We start from the raw sequence: 19680 nt of genomic DNA, 5'->3' as shown, positions 1-19680 counted from the left end.
GCCTGGCCGTTGCAGGACCCCGACCATAGCCTCGGCGCATGCCCTCCTTGCTCGTCCACCTGCTCACCGGTTTCGATGCCCGGATCCTTCGAGTGGCTGCCCCCGGAGAGCATTCGGCACGGGCCGTGCTCTCGGCCCTGCTCGCCGCGGTCGACGAAGCGACGGAGCCGGGCGCACACGCACCCGGCACATCGGGAGCCGGCACCCACCCGCCCGCAGAGGAACACTTCGTGCCCGCGCATCCGAACCCCGAGGCAACGCCCTTCGCCCGCCCATCCACCACCATCGACGTCTCCGACTGCCGTCCGCGCGGGTGCCCGGGCGACCCGCCGACCCTCGACGACACCTGGCAGACTTGGTGTGCACGCGCCACCGCAGCCCTCATCGATCCCGAACCCGGAAGCCGAGGCGACCGGCTGGCGGGCACCGGCGGGAACAGCGGCACTCTCGTGGAATACTCGGCAGGTCCCGATTCAGGGTTCGCCCACGCGCTCCCGCCCGGCACCTGGAGCCTCGGGCGGACGTGCGACGCCGACCGCCCTCTTGCCGACCCCTTCCTCAGCCGCACCCCGCTGCTCATGGGAAACGGCCCCGGCGGGATCACGCTGGGCACGTGCGGCGGGGTCGAACGAACCGTCGCCGTCGACCCCGCAGGCCCGCAGTCGTTCCGACTCGGCAGCACCCGGGTGTCGATCCATCCCCCCGGCCCACCGTCTCCGCCGGGACCGGTGACCCTGCACGGACCCGAGCCGCCGGAGGTCCGACTTCCTGAGACGCCCTCGTGGACCTTCTACATCCTGCCGCTCGTCCTGGGAATCGTCCTCGTCCTCGTCACCGGAATGTGGTGGTTCCTGCTGTTCACCCTGTCCGGCCCGCTCACCGCCGGCGTGCGCTGGCGCATGGAGACCCGCCGGTGGAAGCGGGAATCGGCAGAATCCGTCGTGGAGTTCCGCCGAGCGCTCACCGAGCATGCGGCCGAGGTGACTGCGAGGATCGACATTGCGACCAGCACCGCTGCAGCGACGCCCCTGGAATCCGGGCTCGTCGTCCTCGGTTACGGTCGGGCTCTGAGCCCTGACACCCTGGCCGGTCTCCCCGGCGTCGACAGGGCCGACCGCAGAACTGATCGCCGGTCCACGCCGCCGGGGATCGCGCGTCTCCTCGACCGGTTCTCGGTGCCGGTCGCCGTGATCGACGGGCCCACGGGAGCCGTCACCGAGGCTGTCGGTTCACAGGTCGATCGACGGTCCCGCGACCGCCAAGCGGACACGACATTCGACCGTGATGCGGCCGGCAAGGGCGCGGAGAACACAGTGCCGGGCCGAAACCGTGCGGGTCGCCGCCGCGCGGACCATGGAGCGACAGGCAGAGATGCGGCGGGCGATGATTCGGCGGCCGTTGGCTCAGTCGGCAGTCCCCCGGTGGGCCGGGGATCGGTGCACCCCGTCCTCGAGGACTGTGCGCTGCTGTTCGACCCGAGCGCAGTCGACCTCGACGTCAGCGGAGTGCCGGAGGTCGTCGGCGATGTCGTACGCGCCGTCGTCGCGAGTGCCCGCGCCCTCAGACTGCCGGTGGCGTTCGCCGACAGCTCGGTCGCCGAGGTGTTCCCCGAGCTCACCGGGTACGGCGTCGACGTGGCCGCAGCCGATGGCTCGGCAGATCGGGTCGCCGGTTCCGGCATCACCATCGAGTTGGCGCCACGGATTCCTGCAGCGGTGCCGTCGGGATCCTCGACGGACCCCCTTGCGCCTGATGACCGAGCGAGGCGACCTCGCGTAACGGGCACCCGAGCCGGCTCCCCCACAGCGATGCTCGACGAAGCCCGCATGACATCGCTAGACAGCACAGAATCGCCTGTGCTTCCTGCGGTTCCCGCTCCGGTTCCGGCCCCGGCTCCGGTTCCGCACCGCCGAGATGATGACGACGGCCAGATCACCGTGTCCATCCGCTGCCCCGCTTCCACGGCGAGCCTCGGTGAGTCCGGGCGGTTCACCTCTCGTGCGACACCGCCTGGTGAGGTGGTGCCGCGATGGCGGATCGACTGCACGACTCCCCTGTCGACCGCCGAACTCTCCCTGGTCGATGCGCCGCGTCCGCGCCGCCACCCGGTCCCGCTCGGCGGAGCCATCGAGCTGCGACGCCTGCGCCCCGAGCGATTCCTCCAGCTCGTTCCCCCGCCCGCGGCTCCGGCCGGAGCTGTTCCCGCGTCCCGCACCCTCGACGAACTCCTTGCCGAGCTCTCTGCAGACCATGGCCACGAGCAATCGGATCCGGAGGCCGGCGCCTCAGGAGCCGGCGGGAGGCCGGCCATCGCCGACACATTCCTCATTCGCGGTCCGCGTGGGTCGACGGATTCCCGCGCCGGCCTCAGATCGTCACCCAGCGACTGGAGAAGCGCTTGGGGCTCGGTCCACGACTCCACGGCACGCAGAGATACGGCACGCAGCGGTACCGTGCCCAGGGGTTCCGTACCCGGAGGTTCCGTGCCCAGTGGGCCATCATCCACCGGATCGGCACCCACCGGGGCGACGCGGGTGCCGCTGGGATCCACGTCGACCGGAGCCCTGCTCGTCGACCTCGTCGAGGACGGCCCGCATGCACTCGTGGCCGGGACGACCGGCAGCGGCAAGTCGGTGCTGCTCCAGACCTGGGTCGCCGCGCTGTCCGCCGTGCTCTCCCCGGACGAACTGCGTTTCGTCCTCATCGACTTCAAGGGCGGAGCGGCGTTCGCACCGTTCGCCGAGCTCGCCCACGTCGATGCCGTCGTCGACAATCTCGAACCGACCCAGGCGATGCGTGCGCTCCGAAGTCTGCGGGCGGAGATCCTGCGACGAGAGGCCCTGCTCGCCGAGCAGCGGTGCCCCGACATCGATGCCCTCAACGCTGCGATCCAGCACTCCGACGACCGCACCGCGCTGCCCCGCATCGTCGTCGTCATCGATGAGTTCCAGGCTCTCATCCAGGACAATCCCGCCGGAGTGGAGATGATCGAATCGCTCACCGCGCTCGGCCGTTCCCTGGGCATCCACCTCATCCTCGCCACTCAACGGCCCTCCGGCATCGTCACCTCACGCATGAAGGCCAACATCTCCCTGCGCCTCGCCCTGCGCGTGCGCGACTCCGCCGACTCGATCGAGGTGATCGGAACCGACGCCGCCGCGCACCTGCGGCTCGACGACCCCGGTGCTGCACTCCTCAGCCGCACGGGGCCGCCCGAGCTGTTCAGGGCCGCGCAGGTCACCGTGTCCCCGGCTCAGCACCCGCCGGCCCCGCCGAGGGTGGATTGGACTGCTCTGCTCGGCCGGCGGGCGACGACCCGCAGCCCGGCGCCGCGCGACACGATGTCCGGTTCCGCCGCGCTGCCCGCCCCCGGACCGACGGCGGGAGCCGCGCTCACCGTCCCTGCGCTCGTCTCGGTCTCGCAGCACTTCATCGCCGGATCCACCGGCCGCACTCGGCGGCGGATCGTCCTGCCGCCGATGCCCGTATCGCATGCCGCGCTGTCATCCACCGACCTCGGACTCCTCGACTTCCCGGACGAGAACCGGACGGCGCGCTGGATATGGGATCCCGTTCGGGACGGATCCGTGATCATCACCGGCGGGCGCGGTCGCGGCACGAGCACGGCGGTGCAGTCGTTCGCTGCGGCAGCGGTGAGCACCGGCAGCCGCGTCGTGCTCCTCACCCGGGGCCGTTGCGACCGGACCGTCGAGGAGATCCTCGACACCAGGAACCACGAAGACGGCGCGGAGCCCGGTGAGCTCATCGTGGCCGATCACGCCGAGCTGTGGGCCGTCGAGTACCTCCTGGGGCTCCTCGAGACCGATGACGACCCGCGGCCCAGGATGATCTGCATCGACGATTTCGATGCGCTGCTCCGGACGCTCGAGGGCACCCGCAGGCTCTCGCGCCTGGAAGCGCTGCTGACGTCGGGTGCCGGGCGGTCCCCGACGGCGTTCGTCATCGCGGCCGGCCGGCGGATCCTCCATTCACCCATCGCCGCGCGGGCCCGAACGCGTGTGATCTTCCCGCCGGCCGATCCGCAGGAGACCGCGCACCTCGGACTCCAGACTCGGAGGTTCTCCGGAGCCTGGCCTCCCGGGCGCGCAGTCGTCCTCGGTCCCGTTTCGTCCTCAACCGGCCCGCAGGGGGCCGATGTCCAGCTCTCGCACACATGCTCTGACCGCGTTCCGCCTGTACCGGGCACCTCGATCGGGGCGGAGGGACACCACCGCGACGACACGGAGTGCCGCGGGGCCGGGTGCGATGCCGATCGAGCAGTGCCGATCCGCAGTGGCTCGCCTCGTGTTCGGGTGTCGGTGATCGATGCAGGTGGCTTCGGTCGCAACAGCGACGTGGACCACTGGGTGCACCGCTCGGCACGACGCCGTACGAGCGGTGCCGATCCGCATCGATCTGAGAGTTCGGCGACCGGGGCTGCTGGGATCATCGGCGCAGAGCCGGGCCGCGCCGCGAGCAGCGGTGTCGGGATCGGCGTCGGACCGTGCGGAGAGACCGTGACGTGGATCCCGGACATCGACGGTCCGGTCCTCAGTGTGCGCACCACCGCGGCCCTGACGCCGTTGCTCGTCACCGGTGTGGAGCAGGCGTGGCACGCAGCCGAGGTGAGGCAGACGCTCCTCGCCGTGCTCGAGGCGCACCTCACGGATCCATCGGACCTCACCACAGCCCTGAGGGCTCCGGCATGCGTCATCGGCTGGCCGCTCCAGCACACGCCGGGCTACTCGTCACCGCTCGCACGGGTCCCGGGGCTCGGCCCGATGCTCGTCATCGGTGCCCGCACCGCCGGGGAGCTCGCCGAGGTCGGATTGCGCGACCTCCCAGCGGGCCCCGGCGGTCAGACGCGCGGCTGGTACGTCACGGCAGAGCGCGCGATCCCCGTCGATGTCACCCGTCTGCTCGACCGCACCTGAACCGGGGTGTTCCGTACCCGGACCGGCCGGTCCTCGAGCTCACTCCGACCCGAGGGTCACGTACGTCTGCAGCACCCGCGCCTGGCCCGCCTCGAGCAGGCCGTCGACGAGGGCGCTGAGGACGGGCATCTCGCTCGTCACCTCGAGTGCGACCGGGGTGTCGACGCTGAGCCGGGCGAGCAGCACCGCCGCATCCCCGAGTGCCGACTGGAAAGCAGGGGCATCGGAGGCATCCGCGGCGCCATCGCCCACTGCGTCGGCCTGCGCGTCGTACATCGACCCGAGCGTGAGCTCGGTGGGCGGCAGCTCGGCAGTCGGCGACTCGGAGACCGGAGTCCTCGCTTCCACGGCAGTGTCGTTCTCCGGCTGGGCGTAGGACACCGCGAAGGTCGTCACCTCGCGATCCCTCCCCGAATCTGCCTTCCCCGATTCTGCCTTCCCGGAACCCGCAGCGCGCAGCAGCGCGGCACCGTGGGCGCCGGCGGCCTCGGAGAGGAACCGGGTGTTGACCTGGCCGATCGTCATCTCGGCCGCGGGATCCGCACGGTTGACGCCCGCATACCATTCGGCGAACGCCCGGGTCAGCGCCACCGAACCGGTCGCCGTGACCTCGAAGTCCTCGAGCCGGTCCGCCCCCAGGCTGCCGAGCGCACCCGGCGCCACCTCGACCACGCGCGTGGTGAACAGCGGCGCGAACCCGATTGCCCGCGCCGCCGCCTCACCTGCGGAGCCGGGTTCCACCCGGGCGCGCAGCGGCAGGTCCGCGAGCGCGGTGCCGGCGGCCCGCTCCCGCACGGCGGCGAGCAGATCCCGGCCGACACCTCGGCGGCGCTCGGATTCCGCGACCTCGACATGCACCCAGGCGCGCTCCGGGTGGGCTGGTGATTCGGTGATCGCGGCGGCCCCGACGAGGATGTCGCCCGCCCCCTCCGCGGAGCTCGTCCCCGAAGCGGAGTCTTCTCCCGTGCGGGAGGCGTCGAGCTCAGCGACGACGCAGCGCGAGACCGGGGATTCGGAGTCGGCGCGGAAGAGATTGCGCACCACGTGACCGGCCGGGGTCGAGGCGTCGTGGAACACCTCGTTGAGGGCGAGGTCGTCGCCGGGCGCGAACGGACGGATCGTCATCGAGTCACCTTCATCGTGGCGGGTGTGGAGCGGATCAGCAGTGGGCCGCCGACCTTTCGGTAGTGTCGTCCCATGACCGAATCTCAGCTTAGCGATTCCGCGCCCACCGAGCGCACAGACATCGGGTCCACCGGCATCGGGCCCGACGATGCCGGATCAGATGCCACCGGGTCCGACGCCACCGAGCCGAGCGCCCTCGCGGCCCGCGCCGCCGCCGTCATCAATGAGGCCGCCGGGGTCGACGCCCACGACATCGCGCTCGTGCTCGGCTCCGGGTGGGGCCAGGCCGCCGACCTCATCGGCGAGACGATCTCCGAGCTCCCCGCCGCCGAGGTCCCCGGCTTCCTCTCCCCCGTCGTCGCCGGCCACGGCGGCACGCTGCGCAGCGTGCGGGTGGGCGACACCGGGAAGACCGCGCTCGTGCTCGGCGCCCGCACCCACTTCTACGAGGACCGCGGCGTCCGCGCCGTCGCCCATGGAGTGCGCACCGCCGCCGCAGCCAGCTGCTCCACTCTCGTCCTCACCAACGGGTGCGGCGGGCTCAACCCCGACTGGGCACCCGGCACCCCGGTCCTCATCTCCGACCACCTCAACCTCACCGCGGCGAGCCCACTCGAGGGCGCGACCTTCGTCGACCTCACCGACCTCTACTCCTCCCGCCTGCGCGGAGTCGCCCGTGAGATCGACCCGAGCCTCGACGAGGGCGTGTACGCCCAGTTCCGCGGCCCCCACTACGAGACCCCGGCCGAGGTGCGCATGGCGCGCATCATGGGCGCCGACCTGGTGGGCATGTCGACCGCGCTCGAGGCGATCGCCGCCCGTGAGGCCGGACTCGAGATCCTCGGCATCTCGCTCGTGACGAACCTCGCGGCCGGTGTGTCCGATGAACCGCTGTCCCACGCCGAGGTCATCGAGGCCGGGCACGCCGCCGGTCCGCGCATCTCCGATCTGCTCGCTCGGATCGTCGAGCGGATCGCCCGTGAGCAGGCCGCACACATGACCGACGGTGATGCCTGAGATGGCGCGGGTGGCCGACCGCTTCAGCAGCGGCTTCGACGCACAGGTGGTGCGCGACTGGATCGCCGACGACCCGGACCCCGTCACGCGCGCCGAGCTGCAGGACCTCCTCGAGGCGGCCGTCGGGACCGCGGGGACGACGACGGCCGAGGCCGGAGACGGGCCTGCTCCTTCGGAACCCGTCTCCTCGGATTCTGCTGACCCGGCCGCCGAGGTTCCGGGCCCAGGTGCTCCGGGCCCAGGTGCTCCCGACGCCGCCACCCAGGCCCGCGCCGAGCTCGAGGACCGGTTCCTCGCTCCGCTGAGCTTCGGCACCGCCGGCCTGCGCGGCGCGATCGCCGCCGGACCCAACCGAATGAACCGCGCCGTGGTGATCCGGGCTGCCGCCGGCGTGTCCCACTTCCTCCGCGACACACTGGGCGAGGGCTTCACCGTCGTCATCGGTTGCGACGCCCGCCACGGCTCCGCAGATTTCGCGCGCGACACCGCCGCCGTGGTGACTGCGGCCGGCGGGCGCGCGATCCTGCTCCCCGCCCAGCTGCCCACTCCCGTGCTCGCACTCGCCGTCAACCGCCTCGGCGCCGATGCCGGCGTCATGGTCACTGCGAGCCACAACCCGCCGGCCGACAACGGCTACAAGGTGTACCTCGGCGAAGCGCCGCTGGCCGCGGTGCTCAGCGGCACAGAGGACCCGGAGGTCATCCGGGCGGGCGCCGGAGCGCAGATCGTGCCGCCCTTCGACGCCCTCATCGCCGAGGCGATCGCAGCGGTCCCGTCGGTCGCCGGCACGCCGCGCGCGGAGTCCGGGTGGGAGATGGCCGGGGAAGAGATCGTCGAGGAGTACCTGGCGCACATCGACGCGCTCGGTGAGCGCCGGCAGACGCCGGTGCGGATCGTCATGACATCGCTCCACGGTGTCGGCGGGCAGACCGCGCTGAGGGCCCTCGAACGCTGCGGCTTCAGCGATGTCCACGTCGTCGGATCCCAGGCGGACCCCGATCCCGAGTTCCCGACAGTCGCGTTCCCCAACCCCGAGGAGCACGGTGCGCTCGACGCGGCGCTCGACCTCGCAGCGCAGGTCGACGCCGACCTCATCATCGCCCACGACCCGGATGCCGACCGGTTCAGCGCCGCGATCCCGGTCGCAGCGCACGCACAGCACACAGGCTCGTCGCCGGGCCCAGCGCACGGAGACCCGACGGCTCCGGTGCCGCTGCCGGCAGATTCCTCACCTGCGGCCCCGAACGCTCCGGGGACCGCTGTGCGGACGTACCGGCAGCTCACCGGGGACGAGGTGGGACTCCTGCTCGGCGAACGGATCGCCTCGCGGGTCGACGTGGGTGGAGCCGCGGCGGTGCTGGCGAACTCGATCGTGAGTTCACAGGCGCTCAGCGCCGTCGCCGCTGCCCACGGACTCACGCATGCCAACACCCTGACCGGTTTCAAGTGGATCTCGCGGGTGCCCGGACTGGTGTTCGGCTACGAGGAGGCACTCGGGTACTGCGTCGCCCCACAGGCCGTGCGCGACAAGGACGGCATCTCGGCCTCGATCGTGTTCGCCGGACTGGTCTCCGAACTCGCCGGCGCGGGTTCCACGGTGGAGGCGGAGCTCGCTCGGATCCGACAGCGCGATGGCGTCTTCCTCACCGCCCCGGTCACCTTCCGCATGCAGGACACGGCGCTCATCGCCGAGGCAATGGAGCGGGTCCGCACGTTCCCGCCCGAGGTGCTCGCAGGCTCACCCGTGACGCGCGTGGTCGACATGGCCGAAGGACTCGACGCGCTGCCGCCGACCGACGGGGTCGCGATCTTCACCGCCTCCGGAGGCCGCGTGATCATCCGCCCCTCCGGGACCGAGCCCAAGCTCAAGTGCTATCTCGAGGTCACCGGCAACGGTGGGACCCGGGACAGCGCCGAAGGCGATGCAGGCCCCGTGGCGCACGCCCGTTCCGGGCTCGATGAGCTCGTCACCGCCGTGCAGGAGTACCTCGGGCTCTGACGCGCCGGGGACTCCTGCATACCTGCGGCCCGGTCATCTCTGCGCCGCTGTTGCACGTGGGGCTCTGTCGCACCTGGGACTCTCCCACATCCGGGGTGCCGTCGAGCCGCTCCGGCAGGGAGACGAGTCCGCAGGAAGCCGCGTGCCCGGATTCGTTCGGAGATCCCCCGCCGTGCCTGTGCGCGTCCGGCCACTCGCTCGCCGCTGTGCTCATCACCGCATTCACCGCACCCTGGAAGTATTCGAGCATCATTGCGTATACCTCTTCCATTCCTCTCTGTGATCTATTATGATTAGAACACAGCGAAAGGAACGGAGCAATGGCGATCGGATCAGCCCACGGGTTCGACTACCGTCTCTTCGCCGCGTGCGCGGCCGCCGGCACCATGGATCCACCCTCCGAGTATTCGGTTTCTACCGACCCTGCTCGCTTCGCCGCCCCCGGGGACCTCCGCGAGCTCGAAGCCCTGCTCGCCGGAGACGCGATGTTCGAGGGTCCTGCCCCGGCCGGGAATCCTGTCCAGTTCGCGAATCCAGCCCCGTTCACGAGTGCCCGCGATGTTGATGGGACTCGAACCGACTCCGGCTCTCCGTACGCTCCCCAGCACGACGACGGCTCCTGCCCATGGAACCCAGCAGACCGTCGAGGCGGTGCACCCTTGTTCGCGGAATCGGCCGTCCGCTTCGACCGGCTCCACGAGCGCGTGGCGCAGGTATCGCGCATTCGGGATGTCGCCGCCCTCGAAGAACTCGTCGCCGTCGCTCAGGCCTCGCTCGGATACCTCGCGATTACGCACAACCCGGACGAGATCCGTGCCCTGTTCGGACTGCCCGACGATCGGCGCAGCCGCCACGCCACTGCAGCGACCGGATCTGGTCCGGGATCGCCGCAGCAACCTGGATCGGAAGTGCACCCGGAATCAGCGTGGACTCCCGGCTCGGCGCAGCATTCGGAATCAGCATGGTCTCCGGAGCCGTCGCAGGGTGCGGAATCACCGCAACAGGCGTCATCACCGTTCCGGGCAGAAGTGCGTGCGGCGCTCAAGGACGGGTTCGATATCGCGCTCGCACAGCGCCTGAGCATGACGACCGCGCAAGCGACCAGCGCCGCCGCGGACAGCCTCCTCGCCTATTTCGGACTGCCGCTCATGCGGCATGCCGTTCACCTCGGCGAATCGACGTGGGCCAAGCTGCGCACGACGATGAAGAAGGCCCGCGATCTGCCGCTGGCGCTCGTCCGTCGTCTCGATGAGTACGCAGTCGGCCGGCCCCACGACCTCACACCGCATCGGCTGGGGATCCTCCTCGACCGGCAGGCCGCGCTGCTCGCCGGGCGCGACCACCTCGAGAAGGAACGTGCGCGCCACCGCACGGTGCGGATCGACCGGTGGCGCGACGGGACCGCCAGACTCACGCTCACCGGGCCCGTCACCGCTCTCGATGCCCTGTACCAGCGCACACGCGCAATGGCGAAGGCGATCTCGCTCAACCATGCCGATGCGTTCGGCCTCGACCGCAGTCGCCAGGCGATCGTCGACGCTCGCGCGCTCCACGAACTCATGTTCGACATCATCACGCGGGCCACCCCGACCGTCGATGTCACCGTCGTCGAACTCGATGGCCCGGCGCCGAACATCACCCCGCCCGCAACCACTTCTTCCTCTGCAGACACGACGTCTCAGGAGTCGTCGTGTACACGTGAGTCGTTCGGAGCTAGGTCGGGTTCAGGTCCCTCAGGTTCGGGTCCCTCGGGTTCAGGCGCCACGGATTCCAGCACCACGTCGGCAGAGACGACGTTCGCCGGCACCGCAGGTTCCGGCTCCTCTGGTTCCGGCTCCCCGGGTTCCAGCTCCTCTGGTTCCGGCTCCTCTGGTTCCAGCTCCCCGGGTTCCAGCTCCCCGGGTTCCAGCTCCTCTGGTTCCGGCTCCTCTGGTTCCAGCTCCCCGGGTTCCAGCTCCTCTGGTTCCGGCTCCTCTGGTTCCGGCACCGCGTCTGCGGACCGCTCCCGAACCGGTCCGGCGCTTTCCGGAGATGCACCCGCTGATTGCGCGCCCGACATCCCTCAGCCCAGCCATGCGCCATCGCATGGTTCCCCGTCGTCGAGCGATCCGAACGACTCCGATCACTCGCCGCCGACGGCAGAGGGATCGCCCACGCACCGCCATACGGCCTCGAGAACTCGACGGATGAAGCGATTGCGCGGGCTCAGTGAGATCCCCGACCTCGGTGAGACCGAGAACGCCTACATCCACTCCGTCACCCTCACGTGCCCCACACATGAGGAATGGCTGCGCCGGCAGGCTGCGGTCACCGTCACCGTGCCCGTGATGTCCCTGCTCGACGAATGGAGCTCGGTCGACGAGTCGAACCTGCCCGCGGAGCTCGACGGTACGTGCCCGATCCCGGCGGAGACCGCCCGGGACATCGTTGCTCGCGCTCCCCACCTCGAGCGGCTGCTCACCGACCCCATCGACGGCACCGTGCTGCCGATCGCCGCTACGAAGTACCGCATCCCGGATGCTCTCCGCCGCACCACCAGGTCACGCTGGCGGACGTGCGCGGCACCCGGTTGCGATGTGTCCGCCCAGCACTGCGAGATCGACCATGTGGTTCCGTTCGATCACGACGCTCCCGGATCCGGCGGACTCACGGTGGTCGAGAACCTCCAGCCGCTGTGCAAGCACCATCACGACATGAAGACCCGCGGCCGGCTCCTCGCCGATGCCCATGTGGACCGAACGGTGTGGCGAGCGTCCGGCGCGGACACGACGGTCACCCGTCCTCTGCCCGACCCGGTCGGATCCGAGCACGCAGCCCACTTCGAGGCGCACGATCCATGGACCTGGATCGACGACTATGAGTGGCCCGGATGAGCCCCTCCCGCCTGCGACCTCACGACCACTGCGCAGCTCGGGTGAGTTCAGGTGAACTCGAGCGGGTGCACTCCGACTTCCGGCGGGTCACTTCAGCCCGTCGAGCACCGCCCTCGAACCGGACAGACCCAGCCGGGAGGCTCCCGCCGCGATCATCGCCTCGGCGGCTTCCGCATCGCGGATGCCTCCGGAGGCCTTGACCCCCAGGCGGTCCCCAACGGTCTTCCGCATGAGTTCGACGGCGTGCGCGCTCGCGCCCCCGGCGGGATGGAACCCGGTCGAGGTCTTGACGAAGTCGGCTCCCGCAGCCTCGGACCGACGGCACGCCTCGACGATCTCCTCGTCAGTGAGCGCCGCCGACTCGATGATGACCTTGACGAGCGCTCCACCGGAGGCCTCGACGACGGCCCGGATGTCCGCCTCGACCCCGTCGAAGCCCCCGGCCTTCGCCAGGCCCAGGTTGATCACCATGTCGACCTCGTCGGCACCGTCGGCCACGGCCCGCTTCGCTTCTGCCGCTTTGACCTCGGACGCGTGCGCACCGGATGGGAAACCGCACACCGTCGCGACCACGAGGTCACCGGTGTCTGCGAGCGGCAGCCGGCTCGGCGACACGCACACTGCCAGAACGCCGAGGTCACGGGCCTCGGCGACGAGCGCGGCGACGTCCTCAGCCGTGCTCTCCGGCTTGAGCAGCGTGTGGTCGATGAGGGCGGCGGCATCAGCGCGAGAGGTCATGGTGTTCTCCATTCGGTTCGGTTCTCAGTGGTGAAGTTCATGGGGTGAAGCTCGGGCCGTCCAGCTCGAGCAGGTGTTCGGAAGGAGCCGTTCAGCAGGCGGGACTCGTCAGGAACCGTCCAGCTCGAGCAGGTGTTCGGCAGGAGCCGTTCGGCAGGCGGGACTCGGCAGAAGAGTTTCGACAGGCTGTACTCGGTAGCCGGCATTCGGCAGGAGACGTTCGGCAATACGCGTTCGACAGCCGGCGTTCACCGGAGCGACGCTCGACGAGCGGCGTCCGCCAGGTGCATCCGCCTGTCGCCCACAACGGAGCTTGCAGCTCATCAACCCTGCCCGTCCGTCCTGTTCATGCGTCCTGCTCATGCGCCCTGCTGCCCGTCCGCTCAGCTCATGCGCTCGACTCATCCGCCCTGCCCGTTCGCTCAGCCGATGCGCTCGAGGACGATCGATGCGGCTGCGGCGTCGGCACCCTCCGCAGCCGGTTCGACGACGATCGCCCCGGCGAGCGATTCCTCGGCGCGGGCGAAGCGGGCCGGTTCGTCGGTATGGAGGGTGAGGATCGGCTGCCCCTTGCGCACGGCCTCGCCCGGCTTGACGTGGATCTCGATGCCGGCTCCGGCCTGCACCGGGTCCTCCTTCTTCGCGCGTCCGGCTCCCAGGCGCCACGACGCCATCCCGACGGCCAGCGCATCGAGCTCCATGAGGACCCCGTCGGACTCGGCAACCACCTCCGAGGTCTCCTGCGCCCGCGGCAGATCGGCATCCGGATCGCCGCCCTGGCGCTCGATCATCGTCTTCCACACATCCATCGCGCGGCCGTCCGTGAGCGCGGCGCGCACATCGACATCGTTCGTCCCCGCCAGGCGGAGCATCTCCTCGGCGAGCGCCACGGTGAGGTCGACGACATCGGCGGGCCCGCCGCCGGCGAGCACCTCGACGGCTTCTCGCACCTCGAGTGCGTTGCCCACCGTCATACCGAGCGGCGTGGACATGTCGGTGAGCAACGCGCTCGTCCGCACCCCGGCGTTGCGGCCGAGCGTCACCATGGTCTCGGCCAGGCGCTTCGCCGAGGCGTGATCCTTCATGAATGCCCCGGAACCGACTTTGACGTCGAGGACGAGGGAACCGGTGCCCTCGGCGATCTTCTTCGACATGATCGACGAGGCGATGAGCGGGATCGCCTCCACCGTCGAGGTGATGTCGCGCAGGGCGTAGAGCTTCTTGTCGGCCGGAGCCAGACCCGCGCCGGCCGCGCAGATCACTGCTCCCGGATCGCGCAGCATCGCGAGCATCTCGTCATTGCTCAGGTCGGCGCGCCAGCCGGGGATCGCCTCGAGCTTGTCGAGCGTGCCGCCGGTGTGGCCGAGACCGCGGCCGGAGAGCTGCGGCACCGCCACCCCGAACACGGCGACGAGGGGTGCGAGCGGCAGGGTGATCTTGTCGCCGACCCCGCCGGTGGAATGCTTGTCGGCGGTGGGGCGGTCGAGCCCGGAGAAGTCCATGGTCTCCCCCGAGGCGATCATCGCGTGGGTCCAGGCGCTGATCTCCTCGTCGGTCATGCCGTTGAGGTAGACCGCCATCGCGAGCGCGGACATCTGCTCATCGGCGACGACGCCGCGGGTGTAGGCGTCGATCACCCAGTCGATCTGAGCGGGGCTCAGCACCTGGTCGTCGCGCTTGGCCCGAATAACATCGACGGCGTCGAAGGCCTCGAGCGGGGTGGAGTTCGGCATGCTTCCTTCCGTGGTGCGTGGTCATGGCGGGTGTCGGTCCGGCGGATCCGCAGCCGCGGCGGCCGGTGAGCGGCGTGTCCGGTAGATCGTGATGGTCGGCGGGCTGTGATGGTCCGGTCTCCGGGTCGGCCCCGGGTCGGAGACCGGCTGGCCTCGGGTGGGTCCGCGTCACAGACCCTCGTGCCCCGAACGGGGCCGCGGCACCGAGGCCGAGGTGGCACTGGCACCAGTCTGCCCCATCGCCTGGCCGCGAGTCGTGCAGGATGTCTGCGAGTGCGGTCATCACCGGTTCGGATCGCACCTCACCCGCCGGTTTCTATGCGTCGCGCTATACCTCCGCGAGCACAGCACCGCACATCCTGCACGTCACTCTGCACGTCACTTCCGGCGCTGCTCGTAGTCCGTGAGGTGGTCGGGACCGAAAGCCTCGGGCAGCACTGCGGACATCGGCAGGTGCCCGCTCGGCATCGCGAGCACGAGGTCCGGGCCGCCGAACTCGTAGAGGAGCTGGCGGCAGCGACCGCACGGCACGAGCTTCTCCCCCGCGCCGTCGACGCACGCGAACGCGACGAGCCGTCCGCCCCCCGAGCGCGCGAGGTCGGACACGAGCCCGCACTCGGCGCACAGCCCTACGCCGTAGGACGCGTTCTCGACATTGCAGCCGGTCACCACGCGCCCATCGTCGACGAGTGCCGCCGCACCCACCGGGTAGCCGGAGTACGGCACGTACGCCCGGGTGACGGCGTCGCGCGCCGCGTCCTGCAGACGGGCCCACACCTCGGCGGGGAACTCACGCATCAGATGCCTCCTTCGATGTCATTGGCTGAAGCCACCAGCTGAAGTCATTGGCTGTAGTCACCAGCTGAAGTCACTGGCTGTAGTCACCAGCTCAAGTCACTGGCTGATGTACGGCTTGCCCTCGGCGGCGGGTGCGCGGACGCGGCCGACGAAGCCGGCGACGGCGAGCACCGTGACGACGTAGGGCAGCATGAGCAGCAGCTGCGAGGGCACCGGGGTGCCGATCGCTGACAGCACGTTCGCGAGGTTCTTCGAGAAGCCGAACAGGAGCGCTGCGAACAGCGCGCCCATCGGGTTCCACTTGCCCAGGATCATCGCGGCGAGCGCGATGTACCCCTGCCCGGCTGACATTTCCTTGCCGAACGCCAGCCCGGAGCCGATGGTGAAGAACGCACCGCCCAGACCGGCGATCGCGCCGGCGAGCAGAGTGTTGAGCACGCGGTTGCGGTTGACGTTGATGCCCACGGTGTCCGCGGCCTTGGGGTGCTCGCCGATCGCCCGCATCCGCAGCCCCCACTTCGAGCGGAAGATGAAGATCTGCAGCGCGACGACGACGACGTACATGAGGTAGACGAGGATGTTCTGGTTGAACAGCACCGGCCCGATCACCGGGATGTCCGACAGCAGCGGGATCGGCAGGTTGGGCAGCTGCTGGCGCGCGTTCCACGTCGCCGGATCCTGCGTGAGCACGGTGGAGAACAGGAAGCTCGTCACACCGACGACGAGCACGTTGAGCACGACGCCGATGATGATCTGGTCCACCCAGTAGCGCACCGCGAAGAACGTCAGCACCACGGCCACCAGAGCGCCCGCGATCGGTGCGGCGAACAGCCCCGCGTACGGGTTCTGCAGCGCCGAGGCGACGACCGCTGCGAGGAACGCGCCGGCGAGCAGCTGGCCCTCGATCGCGATGTTGATGATGCCCGAGCGTTCGCCTACGAGACCGCACATCGCGCCGAAGATCAGCGGCACCGACAGCGCGAGCGCCCCGGCGAGGAGCGCCGTCACCGGCATCCGCCCCGCCCCGGCGGCGGACCAGGTGAGGAACGCGAACACGAACACGATGCCGAACAGGAGCGGGAACCACACGCCGAGGCGCCGGCGGTTGAACGTCGCCCAGATCGACACCGCCGCCAAGACGACGAGCACGAGGCCGAGCGCCACGCAGGTCGCCTTCGACGGCACCGGGAGCGGCGGGATGGTGAAGAAGTCGTTGCGCGAGGCGAAGGTGAACGTCGTCTGCTTGCCGCCGCCGGCGAGCAGGCCGAACACCAGGAGCGAGGCGAGGGCGAGCACCGAGTAGACGACGGGGTACTTCCACGCCCGCTGCTTCACGGGTGCTGCTGCCGGTGCCGCCGCGCCGCCCGGGCCGGAGCTCGGGTCGCGGGGCTGCGGGGTCCTGTCGGGTGCGACGGTGCTCATGCTGCCACCTTCTTCGCCGGGGTCGGGAGTCGGAAGATCGTACGGACGAGGGGCGGGGCCGCGATGAGCAGCACGATGATCGACTGCACGACGAGCACGATGTCGATCGGGGTGCCGGTCTGCGACTGCATGAGGTAGCCGCCGGCCTTGAACGCGCCGAACAGCAGGCCGGCGAGGAACGTGCCGAGCGGCCGGGACCGGCCGAGCAGCGCCACCGTGATCGCGTCGAAGCCGATGGTGCCGGCCACACCCCCGGTGAGCTTGCCCTCGGTGCCGAGCACCTGGGCGGCCCCGCCGAGGCCGGCGAGCGCGCCGGCGATGATCATCACGAGGATCGTCACCCGGCTCACGGAGATGCCCGCGGTCCGGGCGGCGTCCGGGTTCTCGCCGACGGCCCGGAACTCGAACCCGAGCGTCGAGCGCTCGAGCAGCCACCACACGAACAGCGTGGCGAGGATCGCGACGACGAATCCCAGGTGGAGGCGGAACGGATCGGGCAGCAGCGGCGGCAGCGCTGCGGTGTCGAATATCGTACGCGAGGCCGGGTTCGCCGAGCTCGTCGCCTTGAACCAGCTCTGCGTGAGCAGGTACGACAGCAGGTAGCCCGCGATCGAGTTGAGCATGATCGTGACGATGACCTCGTTCGCGCCGGTGCGCGCCTTGAGGACACCGGCGATGCCGGCCCAGATCGCCCCGCCGACCGCGGCCATGACGAGCGCGAACAGGAAGTGGATGACCGGTGGCAGGCCGAGCGCGTAGCCGAAGTAGCCGGCGAACATCGCGCCGAGCACCACCTGGCCCTGGCCACCGATGTTGAACAGGCCCGAGCGGAAGCCGAGTGCGATGCCGAGGCCGGCGAGGATGAGCGGGGTCGCGGCGACGAGCGACTCGGTGAACGGGCGCACCGCCCGCACCAGGCTGCGCGCCTCCCAGTCGAAGATCGAGCCGCGCAGCAGCGCCATGTACGCCTCGGACACCGTCTGCCAGGCCACGATGAAGAAGTCTCCGGGCCGGGCGAAGAAGTAGCCGAGCGTGGCCTGCACGTCGGGATCCGCTGCGGCGATGAGCACGCCGCCGAGCGCAAGCGCCACGACCACCGACAGCACGGAGACGAGCCAGGACCCGGACATGATGTCGCGCAGCACCGAGTTCGCCGCAGGGGTTCCCCCCGCAGCCGGGGTCCCGCCCGCGGCGAGGGTGCCGCCCGCAGCCGAGGTGTCGGCCGGCTGCTCCTGCCCCGTCACCGAGGTCTCCGTTCCGGGAGCCTCGCTCGGGTTCGTGCCGTTCGTCATGGAAGATCTCCCTCGGCTGCCTGGGATACGGTCGTCACGGCCGAGCCGTCGGCCACGCGGGCGAGCGCCTCGTCCTCGGGCACACCGGCCATCATGAGGCCGAGCGCGTCGCGCGGGGTGTCGGCCGGCACGATGCCGACGATCCTCCCGCGGTACATCACGGCGATCCGGTCGGCGAGGTTGAGCACCTCGTCGAGCTCGGTCGACACGATGATGCACGGGGTGCCGGCGTCGCGCTCGGCGATGATGCGCTTGTGGACGAACTCGATCGATCCGACGTCGAGTCCGCGGGTGGGCTGGCTGGCGACGAGCAGGCTGAGCTCACGGCCGAGCTCCCGGCTGAGCACGACCTTCTGCTGGTTGCCGCCGGACAGGGTGGAGATCGGGTCGTCGATGCTCGTGAGCCGGATGTCGAACTCCTCGACCTTCTCGAGCGCCTTCTCACGGATCACCGCGGGCTTGAGCGCCAGGCCGCTGGCATAGGGAGGGCGGTCGTACTGGTCGAGGATCATGTTCTCCCGGATCGAGAACCCGGCGATCACGCCGTCGCTCGACCGGTCTTCGGGCACGAATCCGATCCCGGAGGCCAGGCGCGCCTTGACGGAATCGCCGCCGAGCGTGCGGCCGTCGAGCGAGATCGTGCCGGAGTGCGGTTCACGCAGGCCGATGATCGCCTCGGCGAGCTCCGTCTGGCCGTTGCCCTGGACGCCGGCGACAGCGAGGATCTCCCCCTGCCGGACCCCGAAGCTCAGATCGTCGACGACGACGAACCCGGCTTTGTCGAGCACGGTGAGGCCCTCGACGCTGAAGGTCTCGTCCTGGGTCCGGGCGGGCTCCTTGTCGGTGGTGAGGTGGACGTCGCGGCCGACCATGAGCCCGGCGAGCTCGGACTCGCTCGACTCCGGGGACGCCTCGCCCACCACGGTTCCGCGGCGGATCACGGTGATCTTGTCGGCCACCGCGCGGACCTCGCGGAGCTTGTGGGTGATGAAGACGATCGAGGTGCCCTGTTCGCGCAGCTGCTTCATGATCTCGATGAGCTCGTCGGTCTCCTGCGGGGTGAGCACGGCGGTGGGCTCGTCGAGGATGAGGATCTCCGCGTCGCGGGAGAGCGCCTTGATGATCTCCACCCGCTGCTGGGCGCCGACGGGCAGGTCCTCGATGATCGCGTCGGGGTCGATGTCGAACCCGAAGCGCTCGGAGATCGTGCGCACCGTCTCCCGGGCCGAGGCGAGATCGAGCAGACCCATGCCCTTCGTGGGCTCATAGCCGAGCGCCAGGGATTCGGCGACGGTGAACACCGGGACGAGCATGAAGTGCTGGTGGACCATGCCGATGCCGGCGGCCACGGCGTCGCCGGGGCCGGAGAAGGTCACGGGCCGGTCGTCGATGAGGATCTGTCCGCCGTCGGGCCGGTAGAGGCCGTAGATGACGTTCATCAGCGTCGACTTGCCCGCGCCGTTCTCGCCCAGGAGGGCGTGGATCTCACCGGGTTCGACGACGAGGTCGATGTCGCGGTTGGCCACCAGCGGCCCGAACCGCTTGGTGATCCCGGAAAGCTCGAGCTTCACGTCAGCGTCTCCTCATGCAGGCCCCCGAGGACCGTCTCTCTCGTCCGGCTGCGCTCGTGCGCTGCGTCTCTCTCATGTGCGGCAGTTCTCGGAACCAGCAGTCCGCACGTCCCGCCTGTCCATCCACCTGTCCATCCGCCAGTCCATGCTCGCCGCATCGGACTCACGGCCACGAACT

The 19680-nt window shown here is 70.2% G+C and carries 12 protein-coding genes; 4 read left to right on the top strand and 8 right to left on the bottom strand.

Features of this window, described 5'->3' with window-relative positions; all coding sequences use genetic code 11:
• Positions 1 to 38 precede the first annotated feature (38 nt).
• Positions 39 to 4934, top strand: a complete 4896-nt coding sequence (locus ABD883_RS10545; protein ID WP_295686559.1) for an FtsK/SpoIIIE domain-containing protein — start codon at positions 39 to 41, stop codon at positions 4932 to 4934.
• Positions 4935 to 4973: 39 nt separating this feature from the next.
• Here the strand turns inward: ABD883_RS10545 and ABD883_RS10540 are convergent, their stop codons facing one another.
• A complete protein-coding gene (locus ABD883_RS10540) occupies positions 4974 to 6059 on the bottom strand; it encodes a GNAT family N-acetyltransferase (RefSeq protein ID WP_295686563.1) in 1086 nt (361 codons plus the stop codon).
• A gap of 72 nt (positions 6060 to 6131) precedes the next feature.
• On the opposite strand from ABD883_RS10540, the gene ABD883_RS10535 reads away from it, so the two are divergent.
• Both ABD883_RS10535 and ABD883_RS10530 read left to right on the top strand, forming a co-directional pair.
• Positions 6132 to 7076: a purine-nucleoside phosphorylase gene (locus ABD883_RS10535; protein WP_295686565.1), complete on the top strand. Its 945-nt coding sequence runs from the start codon at positions 6132 to 6134 to the stop codon at positions 7074 to 7076.
• 1 nt (position 7077) lies between these two features.
• Positions 7078 to 9075: a phospho-sugar mutase gene (locus ABD883_RS10530; RefSeq protein WP_295686702.1), complete on the top strand. Its 1998-nt coding sequence runs from the start codon at positions 7078 to 7080 to the stop codon at positions 9073 to 9075.
• A gap of 1010 nt (positions 9076 to 10085) precedes the next feature.
• Here ABD883_RS10530 and ABD883_RS10525 read toward each other — a convergent pair.
• Positions 10086 to 10628, bottom strand: a complete 543-nt coding sequence (locus ABD883_RS10525) for a hypothetical protein (RefSeq protein ID WP_345031980.1) — start codon at positions 10626 to 10628, stop codon at positions 10086 to 10088.
• Positions 10629 to 11261: 633 nt separating this feature from the next.
• On the opposite strand from ABD883_RS10525, the gene ABD883_RS10520 reads away from it, so the two are divergent.
• A complete protein-coding gene (locus ABD883_RS10520; RefSeq protein WP_137319061.1) occupies positions 11262 to 11948 on the top strand; it encodes an HNH endonuclease signature motif containing protein in 687 nt (228 codons plus the stop codon).
• A gap of 87 nt (positions 11949 to 12035) precedes the next feature.
• Here ABD883_RS10520 and deoC read toward each other — a convergent pair whose 3' ends face one another.
• From deoC to ABD883_RS10490, 6 genes are all read right to left on the bottom strand, one after another.
• A complete protein-coding gene (gene deoC / locus ABD883_RS10515; protein WP_295686574.1) occupies positions 12036 to 12686 on the bottom strand; it encodes a deoxyribose-phosphate aldolase in 651 nt (216 codons plus the stop codon).
• A gap of 422 nt (positions 12687 to 13108) precedes the next feature.
• Complete coding sequence (locus ABD883_RS10510; protein WP_137319059.1) at positions 13109 to 14419, bottom strand: thymidine phosphorylase; 1311 nt, start codon at positions 14417 to 14419, stop codon at positions 13109 to 13111.
• A 378-nt stretch (positions 14420 to 14797) separates the two neighbouring features.
• Positions 14798 to 15217: a cytidine deaminase gene (locus ABD883_RS10505; RefSeq protein ID WP_137319058.1), complete on the bottom strand. Its 420-nt coding sequence runs from the start codon at positions 15215 to 15217 to the stop codon at positions 14798 to 14800.
• 96 nt (positions 15218 to 15313) lie between these two features.
• Positions 15314 to 16639: an ABC transporter permease gene (locus tag ABD883_RS10500; protein ID WP_345031974.1), complete on the bottom strand. Its 1326-nt coding sequence runs from the start codon at positions 16637 to 16639 to the stop codon at positions 15314 to 15316.
• Positions 16636 to 17931 (bottom strand): ABC transporter permease, encoded by a 1296-nt coding sequence (locus ABD883_RS10495; RefSeq protein WP_345031971.1) that lies wholly within the window; start codon positions 17929 to 17931, stop codon positions 16636 to 16638. The genes ABD883_RS10500 and ABD883_RS10495 overlap by 4 nt, the downstream gene beginning before the upstream one ends.
• Positions 17928 to 19502: an ABC transporter ATP-binding protein gene (locus ABD883_RS10490; protein ID WP_345031969.1), complete on the bottom strand. Its 1575-nt coding sequence runs from the start codon at positions 19500 to 19502 to the stop codon at positions 17928 to 17930. Before ABD883_RS10490 ends, ABD883_RS10495 begins: the two co-directional genes overlap by 4 nt.
• Positions 19503 to 19680 lie beyond the last annotated feature (178 nt).

It is taken from the genome of Brevibacterium pityocampae, assembly GCF_039541555.1.
GTDB lineage: Bacteria > Actinomycetota > Actinomycetes > Actinomycetales > Brevibacteriaceae > Brevibacterium > Brevibacterium pityocampae.
This window is presented reverse-complemented; position numbering and strand designations above follow the sequence as displayed.